Source organism: Kitasatospora sp. NBC_01560, assembly GCF_045208415.1.
In the GTDB taxonomy this organism is placed as follows: Bacteria; Actinomycetota; Actinomycetes; order Streptomycetales; family Streptomycetaceae; genus Kitasatospora.
On record NZ_CP109364.1, the window covers coordinates 7,989,608 to 8,013,653 of the forward strand.

Annotated in this window: 18 protein-coding genes and 1 riboswitch; of the genes, 7 read left to right on the forward strand and 11 right to left on the reverse strand. The window is 74.3% G+C overall.

The genetic code is table 11. The features are described 5' to 3' along the window. Positions 1-123: 123 nt before the first annotated feature. Together OH807_RS34610 and OH807_RS34615 are read right to left on the reverse strand one after the other, a co-directional pair. Positions 124-1,875, reverse strand: a complete 1,752-nt coding sequence (locus tag OH807_RS34610; RefSeq protein ID WP_406207302.1) for an ABC transporter substrate-binding protein — start codon at positions 1,873-1,875, stop codon at positions 124-126. A gap of 162 nt (positions 1,876-2,037) precedes the next feature. After that, positions 2,038-3,003, reverse strand: a complete 966-nt coding sequence (locus OH807_RS34615; protein WP_406207304.1) for an ABC transporter permease — start codon at positions 3,001-3,003, stop codon at positions 2,038-2,040. Positions 3,004-3,297: 294 nt separating this feature from the next. Further along, positions 3,298-3,395, forward strand: a riboswitch (ZMP/ZTP riboswitch). Positions 3,396-3,416: 21 nt separating this feature from the next. Here OH807_RS34615 and OH807_RS34620 point away from each other — a divergent pair. Next, positions 3,417-4,874, forward strand: a complete 1,458-nt coding sequence (locus OH807_RS34620; protein ID WP_406207307.1) for a glycine hydroxymethyltransferase — start codon at positions 3,417-3,419, stop codon at positions 4,872-4,874. A 111-nt stretch (positions 4,875-4,985) separates the two neighbouring features. Here OH807_RS34620 and OH807_RS34625 read toward each other — a convergent pair whose 3' ends face one another. Then, positions 4,986-6,152, reverse strand: a complete 1,167-nt coding sequence (locus OH807_RS34625; RefSeq protein WP_406207310.1) for an alanine--tRNA ligase-related protein — start codon at positions 6,150-6,152, stop codon at positions 4,986-4,988. Positions 6,153-6,601: 449 nt separating this feature from the next. On the opposite strand from OH807_RS34625, the gene OH807_RS34630 reads away from it, so the two are divergent. Next, positions 6,602-7,348, forward strand: a complete 747-nt coding sequence (locus OH807_RS34630) for an SDR family NAD(P)-dependent oxidoreductase (RefSeq protein ID WP_406207313.1) — start codon at positions 6,602-6,604, stop codon at positions 7,346-7,348. Then, entirely contained in the window at positions 7,345-8,511 is a 1,167-nt protein-coding gene (locus OH807_RS34635; RefSeq protein ID WP_406207315.1) for an S-adenosylmethionine:tRNA ribosyltransferase-isomerase, read from the forward strand. The genes OH807_RS34630 and OH807_RS34635 overlap by 4 nt, the downstream gene beginning before the upstream one ends. Positions 8,512-8,544: 33 nt before the next feature. Here the strand turns inward: OH807_RS34635 and OH807_RS34640 are convergent, their stop codons facing one another. The 3 genes from OH807_RS34640 to OH807_RS34650 all read right to left on the reverse strand — a co-directional run bounded on the left by OH807_RS34640 (position 8,545) and on the right by OH807_RS34650 (position 14,674). Continuing rightward, on the reverse strand, positions 8,545-8,961 hold the full coding sequence (locus OH807_RS34640; protein WP_406207318.1) for a nuclear transport factor 2 family protein: 417 nt from the start codon (positions 8,959-8,961) through the stop codon (positions 8,545-8,547). A gap of 178 nt (positions 8,962-9,139) precedes the next feature. Next, complete coding sequence (locus OH807_RS34645) at positions 9,140-12,766, reverse strand: SpoIIE family protein phosphatase (protein ID WP_406207321.1); 3,627 nt, start codon at positions 12,764-12,766, stop codon at positions 9,140-9,142. 474 nt (positions 12,767-13,240) lie between these two features. Beyond that, positions 13,241-14,674 (reverse strand): MFS transporter, encoded by a 1,434-nt coding sequence (locus OH807_RS34650; protein ID WP_406207324.1) that lies wholly within the window; start codon positions 14,672-14,674, stop codon positions 13,241-13,243. A gap of 120 nt (positions 14,675-14,794) precedes the next feature. On the opposite strand from OH807_RS34650, the gene OH807_RS34655 reads away from it, so the two are divergent. Further along, the gene (locus OH807_RS34655) at positions 14,795-15,337 is read left to right on the forward strand and encodes a winged helix-turn-helix transcriptional regulator (protein ID WP_406207326.1); all 543 of its coding nucleotides are present in this window, start codon (positions 14,795-14,797) and stop codon (positions 15,335-15,337) included. A 79-nt stretch (positions 15,338-15,416) separates the two neighbouring features. On the opposite strand, the gene OH807_RS34660 is transcribed toward OH807_RS34655, so the two are convergent. From OH807_RS34660 to OH807_RS34670, 3 genes are all read right to left on the reverse strand, one after another. Further along, positions 15,417-16,601, reverse strand: coding sequence for a thiolase family protein (locus OH807_RS34660; protein WP_406207329.1), 1,185 nt, complete (start codon positions 16,599-16,601; stop codon positions 15,417-15,419). A 101-nt stretch (positions 16,602-16,702) separates the two neighbouring features. Then, entirely contained in the window at positions 16,703-17,860 is a 1,158-nt protein-coding gene (locus OH807_RS34665; protein ID WP_406207331.1) for a serine hydrolase domain-containing protein, read from the reverse strand. Positions 17,861-18,078: 218 nt separating this feature from the next. Beyond that, positions 18,079-19,179, reverse strand: coding sequence for a glycoside hydrolase family 19 protein (locus OH807_RS34670; protein ID WP_406207334.1), 1,101 nt, complete (start codon positions 19,177-19,179; stop codon positions 18,079-18,081). Positions 19,180-19,441: 262 nt separating this feature from the next. Here OH807_RS34670 and OH807_RS34675 point away from each other — a divergent pair, with 262 nt between their 5' ends. Then, on the forward strand, positions 19,442-20,218 hold the full coding sequence (locus OH807_RS34675; RefSeq protein ID WP_406207337.1) for a GntR family transcriptional regulator: 777 nt from the start codon (positions 19,442-19,444) through the stop codon (positions 20,216-20,218). A 127-nt stretch (positions 20,219-20,345) separates the two neighbouring features. On the opposite strand, the gene OH807_RS34680 is transcribed toward OH807_RS34675, so the two are convergent. Then, positions 20,346-20,765 carry an HIT family protein gene (locus tag OH807_RS34680; RefSeq protein WP_406207340.1) on the reverse strand — a complete coding sequence of 140 codons (420 nt, stop codon included), beginning with the start codon at positions 20,763-20,765 and terminating at the stop codon, positions 20,346-20,348. 261 nt (positions 20,766-21,026) lie between these two features. Here OH807_RS34680 and OH807_RS34685 point away from each other — a divergent pair, with 261 nt between their 5' ends. Continuing rightward, positions 21,027-21,644 carry a hypothetical protein gene (locus tag OH807_RS34685; RefSeq protein WP_406207342.1) on the forward strand — a complete coding sequence of 206 codons (618 nt, stop codon included), beginning with the start codon at positions 21,027-21,029 and terminating at the stop codon, positions 21,642-21,644. Positions 21,645-21,693: 49 nt separating this feature from the next. On the opposite strand, the gene OH807_RS34690 is transcribed toward OH807_RS34685, so the two are convergent. Next, positions 21,694-22,899: an enoyl-[acyl-carrier-protein] reductase FabV gene (locus OH807_RS34690; protein ID WP_406207345.1), complete on the reverse strand. Its 1,206-nt coding sequence runs from the start codon at positions 22,897-22,899 to the stop codon at positions 21,694-21,696. 445 nt (positions 22,900-23,344) lie between these two features. Here OH807_RS34690 and OH807_RS34695 point away from each other — a divergent pair, with 445 nt between their 5' ends. Next, complete coding sequence (locus tag OH807_RS34695; protein ID WP_406207347.1) at positions 23,345-23,995, forward strand: hypothetical protein; 651 nt, start codon at positions 23,345-23,347, stop codon at positions 23,993-23,995. Positions 23,996-24,046 lie beyond the last annotated feature (51 nt).

Below are 24,046 nucleotides of genomic sequence, written 5' to 3' on the forward strand. Positions count from 1 at the left end.
GCGGCCCCGCCCGCCCGGCCGCCTGCCCGCCCCCGCCTGCCCACCCCGTGGCGGAGGGGCGGAAACGGGAGCGGAGCGCTAAGCGGGACGGAGGGACGGAGGGGCGGGGCCGCCGGGGGAGGGTCAGGACTTCAGGTACAGCCAGGCCGGGCTGACCGACCCGTAGATCGGGTGGACGAACGCGCCGCCGACGTTGCTGCCGCGCAGCTGGTTCATGGTCGGGTAGGCGAAGGGCAGCACCGGGACGTCCTTCATCACGGTCTGCTCCAGCGCGTAGAGCTCCTTGGCCTTGGCGCGGGGCTCGCCGATCCCGTTGATCCGGTCGATCTCCTGGTCCACCGCACTGTTGCGGTAGCGGGCCGAGTTGAGGTCACTGTTGGCGCGGCCGTCGAAGGAGAACGGGATCAGCGTGGACGGGGTCGGCCAGTCGACGGAGGAGGTCTCCTCGAACAGGTCGTACGGCGAGTCGGCGCGGTGCGCCTCGTCCAGCAGCGCCTTGGCGTCGACCGGCTTCGGCACGATGGTGATGCCGGCCTTGGCGAAGCCCTCCACCAGCACCTGGGCGACCCGCTGCCCGGTGGGGGTGTTGGCGTAGGCGTAGGTGAGGGAGGCGGGTGCCTGCTTGGCCCGGGCGAGAGCGGCCTTGGCGGCCTCCGGGTCGCCCTCGGGCTTGGCCGGGTAGAGGTCGTACTTCTGCCAGTCGACCAGCGCCGGCGAGCTGAGCGTGGTGGCGAGTTCGCCGGCCCGGGTGCCGCCCTGGACCTGCCGGGCCTGCTGGCGCGGGTAGGCCAGGTGCAGGGCCTTGCGGACCTCGACGTCCGGCACCCGCTCGTTGTTGATCACGAGCTGGGTGACGAAGGCGCCCTGCCGGCCGGAGACGACCAGGTCCTTGGCCTTCGGGTCGGTGTCCACGGTCTGGTACAGCTCGGGGGAGAGCTGAGTGGCGACGGTGGTGGCATCGGCGCCGCCGTCCCGGCCGGAGAGGATCTCCTGGTTGATGTTGAGCGCCTCCTTGCCGAAGCTGAAGACGAACTTCTCCGGGTACTGGTTGCGGATCGGGTCGGTCTCCGGCTTCCAGTGCGGGTTGCGTTCGAGCACCATCCGGGTGTTCTGGACGTGCTCGGCGATCCGGTAGGGGCCGCTGGAGAACGGCAGCCGGTCGTAGTCCGTGCCGGTGTCCTTGTCCTTGCGCACCGGCGAGGAGGAGGACTGTGCGGCCATGTACGGCACGTCGGCCTGCGGCTGGGGGAAGTGGAAGACCAGGGTGCGGTCGTCGGGCGTCTCGATCGCGGCGAGGTCGCCGTCCTGCGGGCCGCCGTACTTCTTGCGGGCGTCGTCGTAGCCGGCCTCGCCGGTGAGCCACTGCGGCCAGTACGGCGGACCGACCTCGTAGCCCTTGCCGAAGGTGCGCTCGATGCCGTACTTGACCTGCTGGGAGGTGATCGGCTGGCCGTCCTCCCAGGCCACCCCCTCCTTCAGCCGGTACGTCCAGGTGCGGCCACCGTCGGCGGGGGTGCCGGTGTCGGTGGCGAGGTCGCCGACCAGCTTGGCCTTGCCGTCCACCACCTGGTACTGGGTCAGCTGGCGGCCCCAGAGCAGCGAGGTGTTGTACGCGGCGCCCGCGTAGACCTTCTGCGGGTCGAGGTGGCGGAAATCGACGGTGTTGTAGACGTTCACGGTGCCGCCCGCACGGGCACCGGGGACGGCGGGGGCGGGGCCGGCGCTCTCCTTCTCGGTGCCGAGCGCGGCGGTCAGCGGCGAGGAGTCCTTGGCGGGGGCGCTGCTCGTGCCGGAACCGGCACCCGCGCCGGCCGAGCAGGAGGTCGCCAGCAGCGCGGTGGCTACGACGGCGAGGGACGGTTTGATCCAGCGCATGGCGAATCTCTCCTTGCCCCGGGGGTGCGGGGCGGTTGGGTGAAGGGGGAGCGAGAACAAGGGAGCGGGCAGGCGGCAACGAGGACGTCGGAGCCGGAGTCAGGGCCGGGGCCGGGGCCGAGGTGGGCCGGGGCCGCGGGAGCGACGGCGAGCGGTCGGCGGTCAGCGCCCGGCGCGCGGGTCCAGCGCGTCCCGGACGGCGTCGCCGAGCAGGTTGAAGGCGAGCACGAACAGCAGCAGTGCCACGCCCGGGAAGAACATGTACGTCGGGTCGGCCTGGAAGACCTCGGAGCCGCGGGCGATCATCCGGCCCCAGTCCGGCACCGGTTCGTTGATGCCGACGCCGAGGAAGGAGAGCACGGCCTCGGTGGCGACGAAGGCCGGCACCGCCATCGTGGCGTGCACCAACAGCTGCGCCCGGACATTCGGCAGGAGTTCACGGAACACGATGTGGAATCCGCTCGCGCCCATCGCCCGGGCGGACTGCACGAAATCCCTTTCCCGAAGTGACCGGACGGAGGCCCGGAGGGAAAGTGCGAGCGGAATCCAGCCGAACGCGGAGAACACCAGGATCAGCACCAGGAACTGCATCCACTCCGGCTCCGCGGCGCCCGGATCGACCAGCCGGGACTGGATGACCGGGCTGAGGGCGAGCAGCAGGAGCAGCGTCGGAAAGGCCAGCAGGACATGGGAGAGGAAGCCGAAGAGCCGGTCGGTGATTCCGCCGAGGTGGCCCACGGCGACGCCGACCAGCACACCGAGCGTGGTGGTGACGGCCGCGGCGGCGAAGGCGATCAGCAGCGACGTCCGGATGCCGTAGAGCAGCTGGGTGAGGACGTCCCGGCCGAGCCCCGGCTCCAGGCCGAACCAGAAATCGCCGGAGATCCCGCCGTTCGGCGCCACCGGCAGCCCGCCGTCGCTGAGCAGGCCGGGCGTGTTCTGGCCGTAGTGCTCGACGGGGTTGCGGCCGTAGAGGGCGGCGATCAGCGGGGCGGCGAGGGCGAGGACGAGGAACAGCAGGACGACGGCGAGTGCGGCGGCGCCGACCCGGTCGCGGCGGATCCGGCGGAGCAGGCCCGGCGGGGCGGGCGTGGGGGCGGACACTGCTACTGCTTCGACCACTGCCATGAGAGACGTACTCCCCGAATTCTCCGCCGCCCCGTGGGTGAGGGTGCGCTGGTGTGCATTTCCGGGCCGGTCAGCGGGGGTTTCCCGGTGTCGGCCGAGCGCCATCAGACCGGATGCGGCAGGAGTTCCGCAAATCATTCGGAGGGGTTTGCGGGTGCATTGTTTCGGCACGTATGACGGCTTCATTCCGCTGCAATACTGGCGTTGCAGTAAAACGGACATAAGACCGCAAACAGGCCGCCCTGTCCCGCATTCTGAGATCTCCGCCACAGTCCGTCCGCTGTTGATACGATCCGGACGAGCCGCGACTGGCGCGCAGGGATGGAATCAACCATCGGGAAGCGGCTCCGTGAATCCTCACGTCGCAGTTGCCGAGCGCCTGGGCCCATCAGCATCCCTTCGAGGAGAACGCCATGGCCCTGCCCCCGCACACCACCGCGAGCCCCACCGCCAACGCCGCCTTCCGCAGCGCGCTGGATACCGTCCGCGAGGTCGAACCGCGGATCGCCGCCGCCATCGGCCAGGAGATCGAGGACCAGCGCGCCTCGCTCAAGCTCATCGCCAGCGAGAACTACGCCTCCCCGGCCGTCCTGCTCGCCATGGGCAACTGGCTCAGCGACAAGTACGCCGAGGGCACCTCCGGCCGCCGCTTCTACGCCGGCTGCCGCAACGTCGACACCGTCGAGACGATCGCCGCCGAGCACGCCCGCGCCCTCTTCGGCGCCGACCACGCCTACGTCCAGCCGCACTCCGGCATCGACGCCAACCTGACCGCCTTCTGGGCCGTCCTCTCCCAGCGCGTCGAGAGCCCGGCGCTGCGCCGCGCCGGCGTCCGCAACGTCAACGACCTCACCGAGCAGGACTGGGCCGAGCTGCGCCAGGAGCTCGGCAACCAGCGGATGCTCGGCATGTCCCTGGACACCGGCGGCCACCTCACGCACGGCTTCCGACCCAACATCTCCGGCAAGATGTTCGAGCAGCGCAGCTACGGCACCGACCCGGTCAGCGGCCTGATCGACTACGACGCGCTGCGCGCCACCGCCAAGGAGTTCCGCCCGCTCATCCTGGTCGCCGGCTACTCCGCCTACCCGCGGCTGGTCGACTTCCGCCGGATGCGCGAGATCGCGGACGAGGTCGGCGCGACCCTGATGGTCGACATGGCGCACTTCGCCGGCCTGGTCGCCGGCAAGGTGCTCACCGGCGACCACGACCCGGTGCAGCACGCCCACATCGTCACCACCACCACCCACAAGTCGCTGCGCGGTCCGCGCGGCGGCATGGTGCTCTGCACCTCCGAGCTGGCCGAGCACGTCGACCGCGGCTGCCCGCTGGTGCTCGGCGGCCCGCTCTCGCACGTGATGGCCGCCAAGGCGGTCGCCTTCGCGGAGGCCCGCCGCCCCGAGTTCCAGGTGTACGCCCGCCAGGTCGTCGACAACGCCCGGGCGCTCGCCGAGGGGCTGCTGCGCCGCGGTGGCACGCTGGTCACCGGCGGCACCGACAACCACCTCGTCCTCGCCGACGTCTCCGGCTACGGCCTGACGGGCCGTCAGGCCGAGGCCGCACTGCTGGACTCCGGCATCGTCACCAACCGCAACTCCGTCCCGCGGGACCCGAACGGCGCCTGGTACACCTCGGGCGTCCGCCTCGGCACGCCCGCGCTCACCACGCGCGGCCTCGGCGCCGCCGAGATGGACGAGATCGCCGCCCTGATCGACACCGTCCTGCGTGGCACGACCCCCACCGCCACCTCCGCCGGTGCTCCGTCGAAGGCCCAGTACAGCCTGGACGCCGCGGTGGCCGAGAGCGTGGCCAAGCGCGCCGCCGACCTGCTCAGCGGCTTCCCGCTCTACCCGGGCGTGGACCTGGTCTGACCGGGCGTGGACCTGGTCTGGCCGGGCGTGGGCCTGGCCTGACCGGCACCCGGGCCGGCGTCACCTCGGACGCCGGCCCGGACGCCGGCCCGGTCGCCGTGCCGTGGGCCGTCACCCGGACCGCAGGGTGAGGACGAGGTCCCGCGGCAGGCCGTGGGTGTCGTGCAGGTACCCGAAGTCCTCCTCGCTCAGCGGGCCGCGGAACCGGGGGCGGGCCAGCACCCGCCGGCCGCCCTCCAGGAGCCGGTCGAACCGGCGCTCCTCGTCGAGCAGCACCCGGCGCACGCCGTCCGGATCACCGTCCTGGCGGAAGTGGTCCAGGGTGTGCCGGATCAGCTCGTCCGGGAAGTCCCCGAGGCCGCGCCGCGGATCGTCCCGCCGCAGCACGGTGAGCACCCGCCGGACGAGCCGGCGCAGGACGTAGCCGCGGCCGGTGTTGGCCGGGCGCACGCCGTCGCCGATCACCACGACGGCCGAGCGCAGGTGGTCGCAGACCACCCGCAGCGAGGGTTCGTCCAGCTGCCACAGGGCCGGCACCGTCCGGCGCCAGGGGTCGAACAGGTCGCACTCGAAGACCGATCGGCGGCCCTGCAGCAGCGAGGCCAGCCGCTCCAGGCCGAGCCCGGTGTCGACGTTGCGCTGGGGGAGCGGGACGAGCGAGCCGTCGGGGAGCCGGCGGTGGCGCATCATCACGTGGTTCCACACCTCCACCCACCGGTCGTCGCGGGTCGGCGTGGACTCCGGCGGGGTGTCACCGGTCCAGAGGAAGATCTCCGAGTCGGGGCCGCACGGACCGGTCGGTCCGTTGGACCACCAGTTGTCCTCGACGGTGAGCTCCACCGGCACCCCGCGCTCCTGCCACAGCTCCAGGGAGGCGGTGTCGGGGCCGGTCCGGTCGTCGCCGCCGAAGACCGTGGCGTGCAGCAGCCCCGGGTCGACGCCGAACCCCTCGGTGAGCAGGCCGTACCCCCAGTCGAGGCTCGGCCGGCCCTCGTAGTCGCCCAGCGACCAGGTGCCGAGCATCTCGAAGACGGTCAGGTGGGTGGCGTCGCCGACCTCGTCGAGGTCCGTGGTGCGCAGGCAGCGCTGCACGTTGACCAGCCGCCTGCCCAGCGGGTGCGGGCGGCCCTCCAGGTACGGGGTGAGCGGGTGCATGCCCGAGGTGGTGAACAGCACCGGGTCCCCGGGCGGCGGCAGCAGGGTCGAGCCGGCGATCCGGCGGTGGCCGCGCTCCTCGAAGTACTCGACGAACGTGCGGACGATTCGGTCGGTGTGCACGGGGTGCTCCTTCGCATGTACACAGCGGGGAGGCACCGGACAACGGTCCGCACGATCATCGGAACCGGGGCGGGAACGCCAGGGAACCACCGGCAGGCCGTTTCCGGTCGCCGGGGAGGTGGGAGTACGTCAGGCGGCGGCAACCGGGGAGCTGGTCGCTCGCGCGGTCGCGGTGGTGTGTCGGCCCCTGACGTTCATGCCGCCCACGGTAGCGCGCCAGGAGGCCGCGGTCACCCGCATTACGCCGGGCCCGGCGTCACGGGCACTGCGCCGGGCCCGGCGTCACGGGCACTGGGCCGGGCCCGGCGTCACGCGCCAGGTGCGGCGGTGCCGTGGCGGCGCCGCACCGGGCCTGCGCCGGGCCGCGCGGGGCCTACGCCGAAGGGACGAACCCGTCCCGGGTCCGGTGGCCGATCCGGGGTGCGGGCCTCCGGGGTGATCGTGGTGCCATGACGAACGCATCGCAGCACGACACCCCGCCCGTCGCCCTGATCACCGGCGCCTCGCGCGGACTCGGCCTGGCGCTGGCCCGGGGGCTGGCCGCCGAGGGCTGGCAGCTGGTGGTCACCGCCCGCGACGCCGCCGGACTCTCCGCAGCCGGGGCCGAACTGGCCGCCGCCACCAAGGTGGTCGCACTCGCCGGATCGGTGGTGGACGACGGCCACCGCGAGCGACTGGCCGAGGCCGCCGCCGGGCTCGGCGGGGCGAGCCTGCTGGTCAACAACGCCGGTACGCTGAACGGTTCGAGCGGCGCCGGTGACCCGCTGCCCCGACTGGCCGACTTCCCCCTGCCGGACCTGTTGGAGACCTTCGAGGTCAACGCGCTCGCGCCGATCGCCCTCACCCAACTCCTGCTCCCGCAGCTGCGTTCGCACGCCGGCTCGCTGCTCAACATCAGCTCCGACGCCGCCGTCGCCGCCTATGAGGGCTGGGGCGGCTACGGCGCCAGCAAGGCCGCGCTCGACCAGGCCACCGCCGTCCTGGCGAAGGAGGAGCCGGCGGTGCGGGTCTGGGCGGTCGACCCCGGCACCATGCGGACCGCGATGTACCAGCAGGCCTGCCCCGGCGAGGACATCTCCGGCGAGGCGGCGCCCGAAACCGTGGCGCGCGCCCTGCTGGGACTGGTCCGCGGCCGGCCCGCCTCCGGCCGCTACCGCGCCGACGACCTGCCGGCCCCCGCCAGGGGCGCGCGATGACCGCGCTCGCCGAACCCGGCCCCGGTACCCTCGGCCCCGGTGGCACAGGCCCCGACGGCACCGGCAGTGGTGGCACAGGCCCAGGTGGCACGAGCCCCGGCGCCCTCGGCCTGGATGTCGCCGTCCCGCCCGAACTCTCCGCCCGGGAGCCCGCGGAGGCCCGCGGCGGCACCACCCGTGACGGGGTCCGGATGCTGGTGGGACACCGGGCCGGCGGCACGGTCGAGCACCGGCGCTTCACCGACCTGCCCGAGGTGCTGCGCCCCGGGGACCTCCTGGTGGTCAACAACTCGGCCACGCTGCCCGCCGCCCTGGCCGGACGGCTGCCGGACGGCACCCCGGTCGCGCTGCACCTCTCGTCGGCCCGGCCGGACCGGCGCGGCGCCTTCCTGGTGGAGCTGCGCCGGGTGATCCCGGGCGCGGCCGCCGCACCCTACGCGCCGGAGGCATCCCCGGCGCGTCCGGGCCTGCGGGTGGAGCTGCCGGCCGGTGCCGCGGCCGAGCTGGTGGCGCCGTTCACCGCGCGTCTCTGGTACGCCCGGCTCGACCTGCCCGCACCGCTGCCGGCGTACCTGGACCACCACGGCAAGGCCATCCGGTACGGCTACGTGGACCGGGACTGGCCGATCGAGGCCTACCGGACCGTCTTCGCGACCGTCCCGGGCAGCAGCGAAATGCCCAGCGCGGCCCGGCCGTTCACCGCGGAGGTGGTGGCCCGGCTGGCCGGTCGTGGCGTGCTGGTGGCACCCGTCACCCTGCACACCGGCGTCGCCTCCCCGGAGGCGCACGAGGCCCCGTACGCCGAGTGGTTCCACGTGCCGGACACCACCGCCCGGTTGGTCGGCCACGTCCGGGCCGGCGGCGGGCGGGTGATCGCCGTCGGCACCACCGTCGTCCGGGCCCTGGAGTCGGCGGCCGACCCGGACGGCACCGTCCACCGGGCCGACGGCTGGACCGAGTTGGTGATCACCCCGGAACGCGGCGTCCGGGCGGTGGACGGCCTGCTCACCGGCTGGCACGAACCCCGTGCCTCGCACCTGCTGATGCTCGCGGCCGTGGCGGGCCGTCCGCTGCTGGAGCGGTGCTACGCCGAGGCCGTCCGGCACCGCTACCTCTGGCACGAGTTCGGTGACGTCAACCTTCTTCTCCCCGCCGGGAGTTGATGAGGTTCCTTGCCGGGCTCGCCCCGGCCGCGCTCAGCCGGCGGCGGGTGCGAACAGGGTGAGCGCCGCGTGGTGGGTGTCCAGGTACTCGCGGACCGAGGTGATCAGGCCGTCCTCGACGGTGAAGATGCCCAGGCACTGGTTCTGGTAGGCGGCGCCGTTGGCGGCCGTTCCCTCGGCGGTCCACTCCGCGACCACCTGCGGGCCGTCGGCCAGCAGCCCGGTGAGCGTCACCTTCAGGGCGCTGCCGGCTGCGAACAGCGTGCCCACCTGGCCGAGGAAGTCGTCGACGATGGTGGCGCGGCCGTCCCACACCCCCGACAGCGGGAGGTTGCCGGGGTACGACCAGGTGGCGTGCTCGGCGAAGCAGGCCACGGCGGTGGGGAGGTCGCCGTCGGCGATGGCGGTGACGTAACGCTCCACGACCGTACGGGGGTCGGGCTGGTCCATGGTCTGCTCCCTGCGGTTCCGGTGGGTCGCTCTGGCAGGACCGAGCCAAGCCGCTCGGGGTGCCTGCGGGCGAACAACCGTCCGCGAGCCGCGACAACCACCGGTTGTCCTCCGTGGTCGGCGTGCCGCGGACCGTCCGAAGTGCGGGCCACCCCGGAGGAGGAACAGGCGGGCCCGGTCAGCGGGACGGCGTCCCCGGCGGCAGCTCCAGCTCGAACCAGACCACCTTGCCGTCCCGGGTGCGCCGGCTGCCCCAGCGGTGCGCCAGCTCGTTGACCAGGTGCATGCCCCGCCCGCCCTCGTCCTCCTCCTGGGCGCGCCGCATCCGGGGCGCCCCGGTGTCCCGGTCGGCGACCTCCACGGTGAGCAGCCGGTTGTAGAACAGCCTGAGCTGGGTGGGGGATCCGGCATGCACCAGGGCGTTGGTGATCAGCTCGCTGGTGAGCAGCTCGGCCCAGTCGGCGAGCGGGGTGAGCCCCCAGGAGGCCAGCGTCCTGCGGGTGAACCGCCGCGAGTGCGCCACCATCGCGTGGTCGTCGGTGAGCGGCAGGGTGGCGATCCGGTCGGCGCCGGCCGGCCGGACCTGCGCCAGGATGATCGCGATGTCGTCCTCGCTGGTGCGGCCGGTGAGTTCGGCCAGGACGGCGTCGCAGGTCTGCTCCAGCGAGCGCCGCCGGTCGGCGATCGTCCGGCAGAGCTGGTCCAGGCCCTCGTCCAGGTCGCGGCCGCGGCGTTCGACCAGCCCGTCGGTGTACAGGGCGAGGATGCCCTCCTCGGGGAGGGTGAACTCGACGCTCTCGAAGGCGATCCCGCCGACGCCGAGCGGGACGCCGGGCGGGAGTTCGAGCAGCCGGGCGTGCCCCTGTTTGTCGGCCACCACCGGCGGCAGGTGGCCCGCGCAGGCGGCGCTGCAGTGCCGGTCCACCGGGTCGTAGACCACACAGACGCAGGTCGCGAACTGGCCTTCGCCGATCGCGGTGGTGGCCTCGTCCAGCCGCTGCAGCACCCGGGCAGGATCCAGCTCCAGCGTGATCAACGTCCGTGCGACCGTCCGGAGTTGGCCCATCGTGGCGGCGGCCCGGATGCCGTGCCCCATCACGTCGCCGACCACCAGTGCGACCCGCCCGGAGGAGAGCGGCACGACGTCGAACCAGTCGCCGCCGACCTCGCTGACCACGCTGCTCGGCAGGTAGCGGTAGGCGATCTCCAGCCCGAGCGTGCGGTGGATCTCCTGCGGCAGCAGGCTGCGCTGCAGGGTGAGCGCGGTGTCCCGCTCGCGCCGGTAGAGCCGCCCGTTGTCCATCGCCAGGGCGGTCCGCGCGGCCAGCTCCTCGGCCAGCGCGCGGTCGGCCTGACCGAACGGCACCGGGTTGCGGATCCGGATGAACTCGGCGCCGCCCAGCACCATGCCGCGCGCCACCAGCGGCACCATCAGGTACGAGTGCACTCCGGCGTCCAGGCCCGGCTGGACCCGGTCCGGCGAGGCCACGATCCGGCGCAGGGCCTCCTTGTCCACCTCCGACACCAGGATCGAGCGGCCCGTCCGCAGGCTCTCCGCGTACACCTGCGCGGACTGCGAGGTCGCGCCTACCTGATCGGCCGCGGCGGACATCACCCCGTCCGCGTTCGCCTCACCCACGGCGACCGCCCGCATCAGCACCGAACCGTCGTCCGGGACGGGGCTCGGATCGTCACCGCTGAGCATCGTGTCACGCAGGTCGACGGTGACGAAGTCGGCGAAGCGCGGGATCACCACCTCCACCAACTCCTCGGCGGTGCGGTGGAGATCGAGCGTGGTGCCGATCCGGTTGCTGGCCTCGTTGAGCAGCGACAGCCGCTGCTGCGCCGCCCACGCCTCGTCCAGGGCGCGCTGGCGGGCGGCCGCCGCGTCGCGCTCCCGGGTGAACAGCAGCGCGTTGTCGATCGACACCGCCGCCCGCACCGCCAACTCCCCGGCCAGCGCCAGGTCGTCGTCCTCGTAGGGGCGCTCCACCACCGTGCGGTAGAAGCCGGCCACGCCGACCGGATTGCCCCGGGCGATCAGCGGCACCACCATGAACGAGCGGACGTTCTGCGTCCGCACCGCGGCCGTGCGCACCGGGTCGTCCGCGAACCAGGCCATCCCGGCCGCGTCCATCCGCGGCACGAGCACCGGCTTGCGGTTCGCCAGACTCCACGCGTACGGCGACCCCGGCCGGAACCGCTGCACCCCGCCCAGCCGGTCGATCGGCTCCAGCGTCGAGCCGTGCGCGGAGTGGAAGGCCATCCGGCGCAGCACCGCCGAGCCGTCCGCCATCGGCCGGGCCTCGCGCTCGCCGCGCACCAGGTCGTCCAACACCTCCACCACCACCGTGTCGGCCAGCCGCGGCGTCGCCACCTCCGCCAACTCCTTGGCGGTCTGGGCGAGATCGAGCGTGGTGCCGATCCGCGCCGACGCCGAGTTGACCAGGGCCAGCCGCTCCTGCGCGGCCTTCGCCTCGCGCAGCGCCTGCTGCCGGGCCAGCACCGTCTGGTGCTGGCGCAGGTAGAGCCGGGCGTTGTCGATCGCCACGGCGGCGCGCGAGGCCAGCTCGTCACCGAGGGTGATGTCCGCCTCGGCGAACGACTCCCGCTCGCCGCGCCGCGAGTACACCACCATGCCGAGCGTGGTGCCGCGCGCGACCAGCGGGGTGATCCGCACCGAGCGCGGCCGGTCGCCGAGGTACGCCTGCCGGCGGCTCTCGGAGATCCCCTCGCTGAGCATCGGCAGCTCCCAGGACGGCACCACCACCGTCCGGCCGGTGCGCAGTGCCCGCGCGTACGGAGAGCCGGGCGCCAGCTCGTAGACGCTGTCGACCGGCAGCGCCTCGGCCGGGTACAGCGGATCGTCCGTGGCGAGGGCGAGCCGGCGCACCAGGTGCGGGACGGCCGGGTCCAGCGGTTCGACGTGGCGCCCGGCGACCAGCGCCTCCAGCGCGAACACCCCGCTGATGTCGGCGACCCTCGGCACCATCGCGTCGGCCAGCTCACGGGCGGTCTGCCGCAGGTCGAGGGTGGTGCCGATGGACGCCGTCGCGTCGACCAGCAGCGACAGCCGCTCCTGCGCGCGGGCCGCCCGGGCGTCGGCGCGGAACCGCTCGGTGATGTCGATGACGGTCGAACTCACCCCGAGCACCTCCCCGGCCGGATCCTCCAGCCGGAAGTACGAGGCCGACCAGGCGTGGTCGTGCTCCGGATCGCCCGGCGTACGGCCGTGCGAGCGTGCGTCGAGCACGGGCTCGCCGCTCTCCAGCACCTGTCGCATCACCGCTTCGCTCTCCGGGCCGTTGATCTCCGGCAGCAACTCGGTGAGCCGGTGCCCCACGTGGTCCTCCACGGACAGGCCGTTGACCCGGGCCAGCGCGTCGTTCAGCCGGACGAAGGCGAGCCGGGTGTCGAAGACGCCCATGCCGACCGGCGACTGCGAGAAGAACCCGTCGAGGACCGCCAGGTCCGCCTGGATCCGGCGCAGCGTGGTCACGTCCGACGCCACGGCCAGCACCAGCGGGCTGCCCCCCGGACCGGAGATCGGGTGGGTGCGGAACTCCAGATTGACGTGGTGCCCGTCCCGGTGGCGGACCGGGAACACCCCGGACCAGCCGCGGCCGTCCAGGATTTCCTGGAACAGCTCCAGCACGTCCGGCCGCTGGTCGTCCGAGGCCAGCAACTGGGCGGCCCGGGCGCCGATCGCCTCCTCGGTCGTGTAACCGAGCAGTGCCTCGGCGTCGCTGCTCCAGTGCAGGATCCGCCCGTCCGCCTCGATCAGCGCAGTCGCGATCGGCACCATCAGCAGGGCCTCCTGGCGTGCCTCGGCACCCCCCGGCTGTCCCCGGTCCGGCCCCTGCGGACCGCCGGCATCCCGCTGCTCGTTCACCATGGCCAGAGAACCGCCCGGAGATCGTTTCCACCAGCTCTGCCATCTTCCCACGCACCCACAGCCCCCGCCGCTCCCGGTACTCCCACAGCCCCCGGCGTCCTGCGGGTCGGGGCACGCCCGCCGGCCGGATGGCCGAACGGGTGCGGCTCAGGGCGCCGGCAGGGCCGTACAGCTCCGGCCGCCGGCAGACGGGTGGGGCGGGCTGCCCGCCCGCACCTGGCAGCCCGCCGCTGGGGGCCGGTGACACCACCCGCCGCGCTCGGGTGTGGGGTCGTGCAGGTGGGCGCCGGCGGGCGGCGGGGGCGCGTGCGCCGGAAGTCGGCGGGGTCGACTTCTCGCGCCGGGTCGGGGCGACCGGGTGGTGCCGGGGTGGTGCCGGGGTGGTCACCGGGGACGCCGGCGTGCCCGGGCGGCGAGGGGGAGGGCGGCGCCGAGGAGGCAGAAGGCGACGGAGGCGAGGACGGCGTGGTCGGCGCCGGTGCCGGGGTGGGCGGGGGTGGCGAGAGCGACGGTCACGGCGACGCCGAGGGCCGAGCCGAGGTAGCGGGCGGTGTTGTTGGCGCCCGATCCCATCGCGGCGCGGTGGGGCGGGACGCTGCTGACGGCGAGCCGGGCCAGGGCGGCGTTCAGGATGCCGCTGCCGATGCCCGCGACGACCAGGCCCGGCACCAGTCGGGCCCAGGGGGTGTCCGGCGCGAGGCCGTACAGGCCGGCCTGGCCGGCGGCGCAGAGCAGGAGACCGGCGGCGAGCTGGGTGGTGGACGGCATGCGGTCGGCCAGGCGGCGGGCCTGGAGGGCGGAGAGTACGGACACCCCGGACCAGACCGCGAGGACTCCGGCCGTGGCGGGGCCGGAGAGACCGAGCACGCTCTGCAGGAGCGCCGGCAGGCAGCTCATGAAGCCGACGACCGCCAGCCCGGTGGCGAGGGCCCCGCCGGTGGCGGCCACGAAGCCGGGGTCGCGGAACAGCGCGAGGTCGAGCATCGGCTCCGCGACCACCGCCTCGACCAGGACGAACGCCGCGAGCAGCAGCACCCCGAGGGCGAGCAGGACGAGGACCGGCGGCCGTGCCCAGCCGGTGCGGCCCTCCGCGAGGCCGGCGATCAGGCAGGTGGTGCCGGCGGCGAGCGTGAGCACGCCGTAGGGGTCGAGGGCGCGCGGGTGGTCGGCGCGCGACTCGGTCAGCACGGTGGCCGCGAGCACCGCCAGTGCGGCAGCGGCCAGCGCGAGGCCGCCGTAGACCGCGCGCAGTCCGACCGCCTGCTCGACCACGGCCCCGTAGACCGGGCCCAGCGCGATGCCGAGCCCGACCGCCGCGCCCCACGCGCCGAGTGCCCGGACCCGGCCCGGCCCGGGCGGGTGCGCGTGGCTGATCAGCCCGAGGGCGGGGGCCAGGATCGCCGCGGAGGCGGCGCCCTGGAGCACTCGTGCGGCGAGGAAGACGGCGCCGCCGGGGGCGAGTGCGGCGACTGCGGCCGCGACCGCGAAGAGCAGGACGCCGAGGGTGAAGACGCGCTTGCGGCCGTGGTCGTCGGCCGCGCTCCCGGCGGTGAGCAGCAGCGCGGCGAGCCCGACCAGGGTGCCCGTGAGGATCCACGTCCGGCCGGAGGTTCCGAGGTGGAGGGCCTCGGCGGTGGCGGCGAGCACGGGGGTGGGGGCGGTGTAGGCGACGGTGACCAGGGCGGTTGCCGAGCCGACGACGAGCAGGGTGGCGCCCGGGCGGGCCGGGCCGGCGCCTGGTGGAGCGCCGGCTGCTCCGGACGCCGGTGCCGGCCGGACGGAGCTCTGCCGTGCGGCGCCCGATGGTGCGGGGGACATGGCTGTTGCCTCCGAGTCGCAGACTGTTGGTCTGGTGAACGAACCTTCAAGCCTGGTCGCACGCTACCACCATCGGTCTGTTCATTGAACCCACAATCCGCCGTGGACTACGCTGGGCCCATGGCGCTCGGAACCGACTACGAACACCAGGACTGCTCCCTCGCCCGCGCCCTGGAGGTGGTCGGCGAACGCTGGAGCCTGCTGATCGTCCGTGACGCCTTCTACGGCGTGCAGCGCTTCAACGACTTCCTCGTGCACCTGGGCATTCCACGCGCCGTCCTCACCTCGCGACTGAACGCCCTGGTGGCGGCCGGGGTGCTGCGCAAGGAGCCGTACCAGCAGGCGCCGCTGCGCCACGGCTACCTGCTCACCGACGTCGGCCTCGAACTCTGGACCCCGGTCTACGCCCTGGCCCGGTGGGGCGGCCGGCATGCCGCGCCGGAGGGCCCCGGGCGGGTCTTCTCGCACGCCGCCTGCGGCACCGACCTCGACCTCGCGGGTGCCTGCCCGCACTGCGGCGGCCCGGCCGTCCCGCCGGGCGACGTGACGATGCGGCCCGGCCCGGGCGCGTCGGCGGACGTCCGCCCGGACGCGGTCTCGCGCGGGCTGGCCCGCCCCCACCGCCTCCTCGTGCCGGTGGGATCGGCGGCGGAGGCGCGGTAGGGGCGGCGGGGCCCGCCGAAACCGCGGCCTGCCGCCCGCCGAAGCCGCCGCCCGCCGCACGCCCCGCGACGGGCACCGATCAGTCCAGCGCCTCCAGGACGGTGGCGTTGGCCAGCCCGCCCGCCTCGCACATGGTCTGCAGTGCGTACCGGGCGCCGCGCTCGCGCATCGCGTGGACGAGGGTGGTCATCAGCCGGGTGCCGCTCGCGCCCAGGGGGTGGCCGAGGGCGATCGCGCCGCCGTGCACGTTGACCTTCGCCGGGTCGGCGCCGGTCTCCTGCTGCCAGGCCAGCACCACGCTCGCGAACGCCTCGTTCACTTCGAAGAGGTCGATCTCGGCCAGGGACAGCCCGGCCCGCCGCAGCACCTTCTCGGTCGCGGGTATGACGCCGGTGAGCATGAGCAGCGGGTCGGAGCCGGTCACCGCGAAGGAGTGCAGCCGGGCCAGCGGGCGGAGGCCGAGCCGTGCCGCCGTCCCGCTGCTGGTGATCAGGACGGCCGAGGCGCCGTCGTTGATCGGGCTGCTGTTGCCGGCGGTGACCGACCAGTCGATCTGCGGGAACCGCTCGGCCTGGCCGGGGTCGGTGAAGGCCGGGCGCAGGCCGGCCAGGATCTCCGGGGTGGTGCCCGGGCGCACCGACTCGTCGGCGGTGACGATCCCGGCGGGCGTGGCCACCGGTGCGAGCTCCGCCTCGAAGAGTCCGGCGGCCCGGGCCTGTGCGGCCTTGGCGTGCGAGTCGCAGGCGAACGCGTCCATCGCCTCGCGGCTGACCGACCACGCGGCGGCGATGAGCTCGGCGCTGATGCCCTGGGGGACCGGCCCGCCGGGATAGCGGGCGGCGATGGCGGCGCTGAACGGATCCGCGCCCGGCGGCACGTTGGACCACATCGGCACCCGGCTCATCGACTCGATCCCGCAGGCCACCACCAGGTCGTACGCGCCCGCGATCACGCCCTGGGCGGCGAAGTGGACGGCCTGCTGGGAGGAGCCGCACTGCCGGTCGACCGTGGTGGCGGGGACGGACTCCGGCAGGCCGGCCGCGAGCCAGGCGTAGCGGGTGGTGTTCATGGCCTGCTCGCCGACCTGGTCGACGCAGCCGCCGATCACGTCGTCGACCAGGGCCGGGTCGATGCCGCTGCGGGTGACGAGGGCCCGGAGGGTGTGGGCGAGCAGCTCCACCGGATGGACGGCGGAGAGTGCGCCTCCCGGCTTGCCCTTGCCGATGGGAGTGCGCACGGCTTCGACGATCACGGCGTCACGCATGGCGGCGGCCTTCCTCTGAGGGTCGTTGGAAAAGCAAACTCACCATAGACCTGGCGGGTTTGGAAATCCAACTATCAGGGAGCGGGCCGACCCGCACCGGCCTACCCCCGCTCGCTCGGCCTCCCCTTCCGGCCGTCGCGGCCCGTTCCGTCGGGGGTTCCGTCGCCCGCTCCGCCGGCCGTCCCGACGCCCGCCCCGCCGCCGTTCTGCAGCGTGCGCAGCAGGGCCACCCCCGCCGGGTCCACCGAGCGGCGGGTGTTGGCCAGGACGATGACGCCCACCTGCTTCTCGGGGTCGAAGGCGACGAGTGAGCGGAACCCGCCCGTCTCGCCGTTGTGCCAGATCTGGAGGTGGCCGCCCTGCTGGGCGTGCAGGCGGTGGGCGAGCCACCCGAGGTGCATCCAGGCGAACGGGTTGACCCGGTGCTCGACCTCCCGGGTGAGCGCGATCGCGGGCGCCAGCGGTGCGTCGTCGGCGGACGCCAGCTGGGCCCGCAGGAGTATCGCGAGGTCGGCGGCGGTCGAGCGGAGCCCGCCGGCGCCGGCGAGGTCGGCGAGGTTCCATCCGGGGACGGCGCGGCGTCCGGAGGTGTGACCCTGGGCGAGCCGGGCGGACCGCTCGCCGTCGACGGTGATCACGGTGTCGGCGAGCCCGAGCGGCTCGCAGATCTCCCGGGTGATCAGCTCCTCGTAGCCGGTGCCGGCCCGGTGGGCGAGCGCCAGGCCGAGCAGTCCGGCGCCGAGGTTGGAGTAGCGGAAGCCGCGCCCGGGCTCGGAGTGCAGCCTGGTGCGGGCGAGCCCCGCGAGCAGCGCGGCGCTGGTGCAGCGGCGGTACGGGTCCGGCTTGTTGGGGGTGAGCAGGGCCGGCAGCAGCATCCCCGCGGGCAGCCGCGGCAGGCCGGAGGAGTGGGTGGCCAGGTGTTGCAGGGTGATCGGCGTGCCGCGCTTGGCGGGGACGGTCGCACCGGGCGGCAGCGCGTCGGCCAGCGCGTCGGCCAGGACGTCGGCCAGGGGCTCGTCGAGCGAGACCGAGCCGGCGAGCACCAGCCGCGCCAGCGCGAGGGAGGTGAACACCTTGGTGACCGAGCCGATTTCGAACAGGGTGTGGGCGTCGGGCACGCCGCCGCCGGGCGCGGCGTGCGTGCGACCGGCGCCGCGGATCTCCACCGCGCCCCCGGCCAACCCGGCCACGACCACGCCGACCTGTTGGCCGGCCAGCCGATCGGCGGTCTGCTGCACAAGGCTGCCAAGCTCGTTCATGACAGTGAGCCTAGGACCGGTCGCCGGCCCCGTCGTCCGCCGCGGCGATGATTCCGCACCCCGCCGGTCCGCCACCAGGAGTACGCCCCGGCTGCTCCCCGTGAGGTATCGGGGAGCAGCCGGGGCGTACGGAGCGGGCGCGCACAGCGTCCGGCGGGGAGCGGCCGGCGCTCACGGCGCGCGGTGTGCGGGCGCGGGCCGGCCGCCCCGACGGGTCGTCAGCAGCTCAGGTTGGAGCCCGGGACGGTGCCGAGGATCTGGGTGAAGCTCTGGTAGGCGTTGATCCGGCTCTGCACCTGTGCGGGGTTGCCGCCGTTGCACTCCAGGCTGCCGTTGATGCTGCGGATGGTCTCGCCGAAGCCGTACCCGTTGACCATCGCGTTGTGCGGGGTCATCGTGCCCGGGCCGTTCTGGGTGTTCCAGTACCAGAGCGCGGTCTTCCAGGCCACGGCCGGGTCGGTCTGCACCAGGTTGGGGTTGTGCAGCAGATCGATGCCGAGGGCGTCGCCGGCGGCCTTGTAGTTGAAGTTCCAGCTCAGCTGGATCGGGCCGCGGCCGTAGTACGCGGACTGCCCGGCCGGGCACCCGTACGGCTGCGAGGTGTCGCAGTAGTGCGGGTAGTTGGCGGTGTTCTGCTCGACCACGTAGACCAGGCCGCCGGTCTCGTGGTTGACGTTGGCCAGGAAGGCGGCGGCCTCCTGCTTGCGGACGGTGTCGCTGCCGGTGTTGGCGAAGCCGGGGTAGGCGCCGAGCGCGTCGAGCAGGCCCTGGTAGGTGTAGAAGGAGTTCCGGTTCGGGAACATCTGGTTGAACTGCGCCTGGCTGACCGGGAACCCGCCGGGGTTCGGGGTCGTGGTCGGCGAGGGGGAGCCGGTCGGCGTCGGGCCGCAGGTGTACGGCTCCCAGTACCAGGTGCTGATCACCGGGTCGTACCCGGGATTGTCGTGGGTCGCCCGGTAGAGCCCGCCGTTGGTGTAGCGGACGACGGTCCCGGTGGTGTACGTGCGGCCGGCGGCCCAGTCCGGGTAGACGCAGCTGCCGGCGGTCGGCGTGGACGTCGGGTCGGTCGACCCGCCGCAGGCGCCCTGGTCGCTCCAGACGCCGGAGCCGGCGGTGCTCGGGGCCTCGTTCTGCGTCCACCACTTGGCGGACCAGTTGTGGCTGCCGTAGGAGACGGCGGCGCCGCCGGTGTACGCGGTCGCCGCGTTCCAGGGCGCCGCGCAGGCGGCGGCGTTGGCGGAGGCGGCGGGGAGCAGCAGCGCGAGGCCGAGCGCCGTGATCACGGCGGAGAGCAGCGCGAGCAGACGTTTCGTTGACACTTGATCACCCCTTGTGCGGTGGGGGCCGCACGGTCGTGGAGGCGGGTAGGTGGGGGCAGGGAGGGCCCGGAGTCGGGCGGGGAGCCGGCCCCGTGGCGAGTGGTGGGGGCACGTCGTGGGGGACGCGCCGACCGGGGTGCGGGTCGGCACGGGGCTGACCGAGACTCAAGCGGAATGGTCTATACCTGTCAAGGGGTGCGGGGGGTCGGACTGCGGATTCGGCCGGAAACGACCCTCCGGCGGAGTCTGCGAGGATGGCCGGATGGACGAAACCCCCGGGCCCGCCGCGCCCCTGCCCGGTCTCGGCGCACCGATCCGGTCGGGCATCCCCGAGCACGGTCGGGTGCCCAAGTACTACGCGGTCAAGGGTCAGTTGGAGGCGCTGCTCGACGAGCTCGGCGAGGGTGGCGTGCTCCCGACCGAGCGCGACCTCGCGGCCCGCTTCGAGGTGGCCCGGGAGACCCTCCGCCAGGCGCTGCGGGACCTGCTGATCCAGGGGCGGGTGCGGCGCCGCGGGCGCAGCACCGTGGTGGCCGGGCCCAAGCTGGAGCAGCCGCTGTCGCTGGCCAGCTACACCGAGGGCGTCCGCCGTCAGGGGCGCGTCCCCGGCCGCAGCCTGATCGGGCTGGAGCGCTTCGCCGCCGACCCGCTGCTCGCGGGGCAGTTGGACATCACGGTGGGGGAGCCGGTCTGGCACCTGGAGCGGGTGCTGCTCGCGGACGGCGAGCGGGTCGGCCTGGAGAGCACCTACCTGGCCGTGGCGAGGGTCCCCTCGCTGGACCGGGAGTTCGACCCCGGATCGTCGTTCTACGCGTTCCTCTCGGAGCAGGCGGGCATCACCTTCGGCGCGGCGGACGAGCGGATCGAGACGGTGCTCGCCTCACCGCGGGAGGCGCTGCTGATCGGGACGCCGCCCGCGCTGCCGATGCTGCTGCTGCACCGGCTCACCCGGGACGCGGCGGGCGTGCCGCTGGAGCGGGTGCGCTCGCTGTACCGCGGCGACCGGTTCAGCTTCACCACCCGCCTCGAAGCCGGCTGAGCCGCCCGGCGGGGCCTCGTGGCCGCCCGCCCGCGCAGCCGTCCCGCCCGCCCCCGCCGGAGCCCCCGCCTTCGACCGGTACCGGGTGCTCGACAACGTCCGGCTCGGCCGACCTCCCCGGCAGGGGTCACCCGGACGCGGCGAGCGCCGCGCGCAGCCGCTCGGCGACCTCCGCCGCGCCCGCCTCGTCCGGGTACTTCCCGCGCGGCCAGAAGAAGCCGCGCAGCCCGTCCTTCGGGTTGCGCGGCACCACGTGGACGTGCAGGTGCGGGACGGACTGGCTGATCCGGTTGTTCGCCGCGACGAAGCTGCCGGCCGCCCCGAGCCCGCGCTCGACGGCGGCGGCCACCCGCTGCACCTGGAGGAAGAACGGGCCCACCTCGGCCGCCGGCAGGTCCGCCAGCGTGCGGTGATGGGCCGGCGGCACGACCAGCACGTGACCGGGGAAGAGCGGCCGGCGGTCGAGGAAGGCCACCGCCGCCGCGTCGTCCAGCACCCGGTGCGCGGGCTCCTCGCCCGCGACCACCGCACAGAAGACGCAGTCCATCCGTCCATTCAAGCGACCGGGCGCAGCCGCGGCACCCCGGCCGGCCCCGCTCCGCCCCGCTTCACCCGTCCGGGCCCTTCCGCGGTGCCGGGCGCTTCCGCGGTGCCGCGCGCCGCATCGGCCCGTGGATGCGGCGCGCGGCAGGCCCCCGGCCCGTCCGCGGCCTTCCCCGAGGTCACGTACCTGCCGTGAGGGTCCGGACCGTGGCGCCCGCCGCCGGTGCCACGGTCGGCCCGCGCCGCCGGCGGCTATCGTGCAGCCATGTCCGGTACCGCTGCCCAACGCCCGCTGCTCTTCCTCGACGTCGACGGTCCGCTCATCCCGTTCGGCACGCCGCCCGAGGAGTGTCCGGACGGGCACCCGACGTACCCGACGTACCCGACGTACCCGACGTACCCGACGTACCCGACGTACCCGACGGACCCGGCGGGCCCCGGGCCGACGGGGCCCGACGCGCATCCGCTGCTGGCCAGGATCGACCCCGCGCACGGCCCACGGCTGGCGGCGCTGCCCTGCGAGCTGGTCTGGGCCACCACCTGGACGACCGACGCGAACGTGTGCATCGCCCCACGGATCGGCCTGCCGCAGCTGCCCGTGGTGGCCTGGCCGGAGCCCTCCGCCGAGGACGAGCGGGCCGAGCGGGCCGGACTGCACTGGAAGACCCGCCCCCTCGTCGGCTGGGCGGCCGGCCGCCCGTTCGCCTGGGTCGACGACGAGCTCACCGAGACCGACCGGGCCTGGGTCGCCGCACACCACCCGGCCCCGGCGCTGCTCCACCGCGTCGACCCGCGCCGGGGCCTCACCGGCCCGGACTACGACGCCCTCGGTGCGTGGCTGTGCGGCCTGCACGACACCCGGGGCGAGGCCCCCACCGGCTGACCCCGGACCTCACCCCGGCGACGCCGCGCCCCGCAGGCCGGGCCCGGTCTCAGATGCCGGCGGACGGGGGAGCGGGCCAGGGGACGTCGGTCTCCGCCGCGGCCGCGTAGTCGACGCCGGGAACGTTCCAGCCGTAGAGCCGGCCGACCTGGTCGTGGAACCAGCCGGTGTCCGCGGCGGTGGCCACCGTGTCGGCGTCGACCTGCTCCCACGAGGTGCGGACGGCGGCCTGCACCTCCGGGGCCATCTCCCAGGCGTCGAGCCGGATCCGGCCCAGGTCGTCCGTGTCGGGTTCGCCGTCACCGGTGAGCCGGCCCCACAGGTCCGCCGCCTGGTCGACGGTGGTCCGCCAGCCGGTACCGGTGACGCGGTGCAGGATGCTGGTGTAGAGCGCGATGCTCGGGATGGCGGTGGAGGCCTGGGTGACGGCCGCGCCCGCGACGACGGTGCCGGCACGGCCCGCGCCCCCGAGCCGGGTGTCGATGGCCCGGGCGGTGTCCTCCAGGTGCTGCTTGGCGGCCCCGATGGTGCCGGCCCGGTAGACGGGAGCGGTGATGTCGGAGCCGACGTACGAGAGGGCGACCGTCCGGAAGCCGTCCGCGAGCAGGCCCTTGGACAGCAGGGCGTCGATCCACAGTTGCCAGTCCGCGCCGCCCATGACCTGCACGGTCGCGTCACGCTCGGCCTCGTCCGCGGCCGGCAGGTGCAGCTCGCCGAGCCGCGGGGTGCCGTCCTCGAACACGAGGGTCTTGGCGCGGTAGTCCGCGCCGAGCGGCTTGATGACGGAGTGGTGGACGGCACCGGTCAGCGGGTCCGTGCGGCGCGGGGCCGCGACGCTGTAGATGAGCAGGTCGATCGTGCCGAAGCGGGCGGCGATCCGGGCGGCGGCCTCGTCCTTGACGGCGTCGGAGAAGGCGTCGCCGTTCAGGAAGGTGAAGTCCGTGCCCGCCTCGGCGGCGAGTTCGGCGGTCCGCGCGGTGCGGTACCAGCCCGCGCTCGCGGTGCGGCGCTCGGTCGCGGCGGCCTCGAAGGCGATGCCGAGGCCGCGCATCCGGTGGGTGCGCAGGCCGGCCAGGGTCGCGGCCAGTCCGTAGCCGGCGCTGGAGCCGATGACGAGGGCGACCGGGCCGGGCCGGTCGCCGACGGGGGCCGGCGTCCGCTGCCACAGGCGGTCGACCTCCGCCCGGCAGCCGGTCGGGTGGCTGTTGACGTAGAGGTAGCCGCGGTTGCCGGGCTTGATCTCGCGGAGACTCACTCGGGGTGTCCTTCGGGTGCGGGTGCGGGCGCTGATTCGGGCGCGGGTGCGGCCGTGGTGCGCCGCGGCGGCGGGCGGTGGCCTTGCCGGCGGCGGCGATGCCCGAGCCGGACGTGCCCCTCGTACGCCGGCCTGGGCATTGACCGGGGTACTGAACTGGGCACTGACCTGGGCACTGACCGGGCGATGTCCCGGGGTCCGCTTCGGACGGGCCCTGCCCACATCCTCGGTGCGCCCGGCCCGACCCGGTGATGTTGATCTTCGCCAGATGTCACCGCACATTTCTGTCGGTGTTCCAACCGGCCACGCCGCCACGCCGCCACGCCGCCACGCCGCCACGCCGCCGCGGGGCCGGCCGGGCCGGCAGGCCCCGGGAAGGGGCAGCTCTGCGGAGGGACCGACACCGACCTCACGGGTCCGGGTTCGGGTTCGGTAGCGTTCCCGGGTGAATCGAGACAGCGACGACGGACCCGGCGAACTCTCCCGGCGGGCCGACAGGTTCGTGCGGGTCCACGGTTTCCGGGCGGCGAGCCCGGGATTCGCGCGGCACCGGCGTCACTGGCAGGAACGCGGCGTCCCGGACGCGGAGATCGAGAGGGCCGGCGCCTTCGACGACCGGTGGGGCGGCCTGGTGCTGCCTCCCGCGCCGGTCTACGAAGGCGGCCCGCGGATGTTCGGCCCGGACATGCTGGAGGAGGCCCCGTCCGGAGGGTGGTGGTTCGAGGCCGGGGACCAGCGGACGTCGGTCGCCTTCTCCTTCCAGGTCGGCCCCGGTGGCGAGTTCGGCATCTTCGGCCACCACTGGGTGCCGTTGCACGCGAGCGTCGAAGGGTGGGTCGAGTCGGTCGCGCCGGCCCGGCACGCGGCCTTGCGGGCGCAGCAGATCACCAAGGTCACCGGCCCGGACGTCGCCGCCCTCGACCTCGGGCGCCACGAACCGGTGCCCGAGGTGGCGGGGTTGGCCGATCAGTGGTGGCGTGGCCCGGACTCGCTGATCGCCGTCCACACCGGCGAGGCCGAAGCCTTCGCCAGGCCCGGATACGTCAGCGCCGTCGTCTATTCCGGCCTCGACGACTGGGGCCTTCGCGGCGGCTGAGCGAGCGGGAGCGCCGGGGCCGGCCGGGCGTGGTGCTGCTCCCGGGCCGTA

Excerpts from the sequence above, each read along its gene's own strand:
- OH807_RS34675 (WP_406207337.1), top strand. The coding sequence starts at position 19,442 with ATGGACGAAACCCCCGGGCCCGCCGCGCCCCTGCCCGGTCTCGGCGCA.
- OH807_RS34620 (WP_406207307.1), top strand. The coding sequence starts at position 3,417 with ATGGCCCTGCCCCCGCACACCACCGCGAGCCCCACCGCCAACGCCGCC.
- OH807_RS34615 (WP_406207304.1), bottom strand. The coding sequence starts at position 3,003 with ATGGCAGTGGTCGAAGCAGTAGCAGTGTCCGCCCCCACGCCCGCCCCG.
- OH807_RS34680 (WP_406207340.1), bottom strand. The coding sequence starts at position 20,765 with ATGGACTGCGTCTTCTGTGCGGTGGTCGCGGGCGAGGAGCCCGCGCAC.
- OH807_RS34635 (WP_406207315.1), top strand. The coding sequence starts at position 7,345 with ATGACCGCGCTCGCCGAACCCGGCCCCGGTACCCTCGGCCCCGGTGGC.
- OH807_RS34645 (WP_406207321.1), bottom strand. The coding sequence starts at position 12,766 with ATGGTGCCGATCGCGACTGCGCTGATCGAGGCGGACGGGCGGATCCTG.
- OH807_RS34660 (WP_406207329.1), bottom strand. The coding sequence starts at position 16,601 with ATGCGTGACGCCGTGATCGTCGAAGCCGTGCGCACTCCCATCGGCAAG.
- OH807_RS34665 (WP_406207331.1), bottom strand. The coding sequence starts at position 17,860 with ATGAACGAGCTTGGCAGCCTTGTGCAGCAGACCGCCGATCGGCTGGCC.
- OH807_RS34685 (WP_406207342.1), top strand. The coding sequence starts at position 21,027 with ATGTCCGGTACCGCTGCCCAACGCCCGCTGCTCTTCCTCGACGTCGAC.
- OH807_RS34650 (WP_406207324.1), bottom strand. The coding sequence starts at position 14,674 with ATGTCCCCCGCACCATCGGGCGCCGCACGGCAGAGCTCCGTCCGGCCG.
- OH807_RS34610 (WP_406207302.1), bottom strand. The coding sequence starts at position 1,875 with ATGCGCTGGATCAAACCGTCCCTCGCCGTCGTAGCCACCGCGCTGCTG.
- OH807_RS34655 (WP_406207326.1), top strand. The coding sequence starts at position 14,795 with ATGGCGCTCGGAACCGACTACGAACACCAGGACTGCTCCCTCGCCCGC.
- OH807_RS34640 (WP_406207318.1), bottom strand. The coding sequence starts at position 8,961 with ATGGACCAGCCCGACCCCCGTACGGTCGTGGAGCGTTACGTCACCGCC.
- OH807_RS34630 (WP_406207313.1), top strand. The coding sequence starts at position 6,602 with ATGACGAACGCATCGCAGCACGACACCCCGCCCGTCGCCCTGATCACC.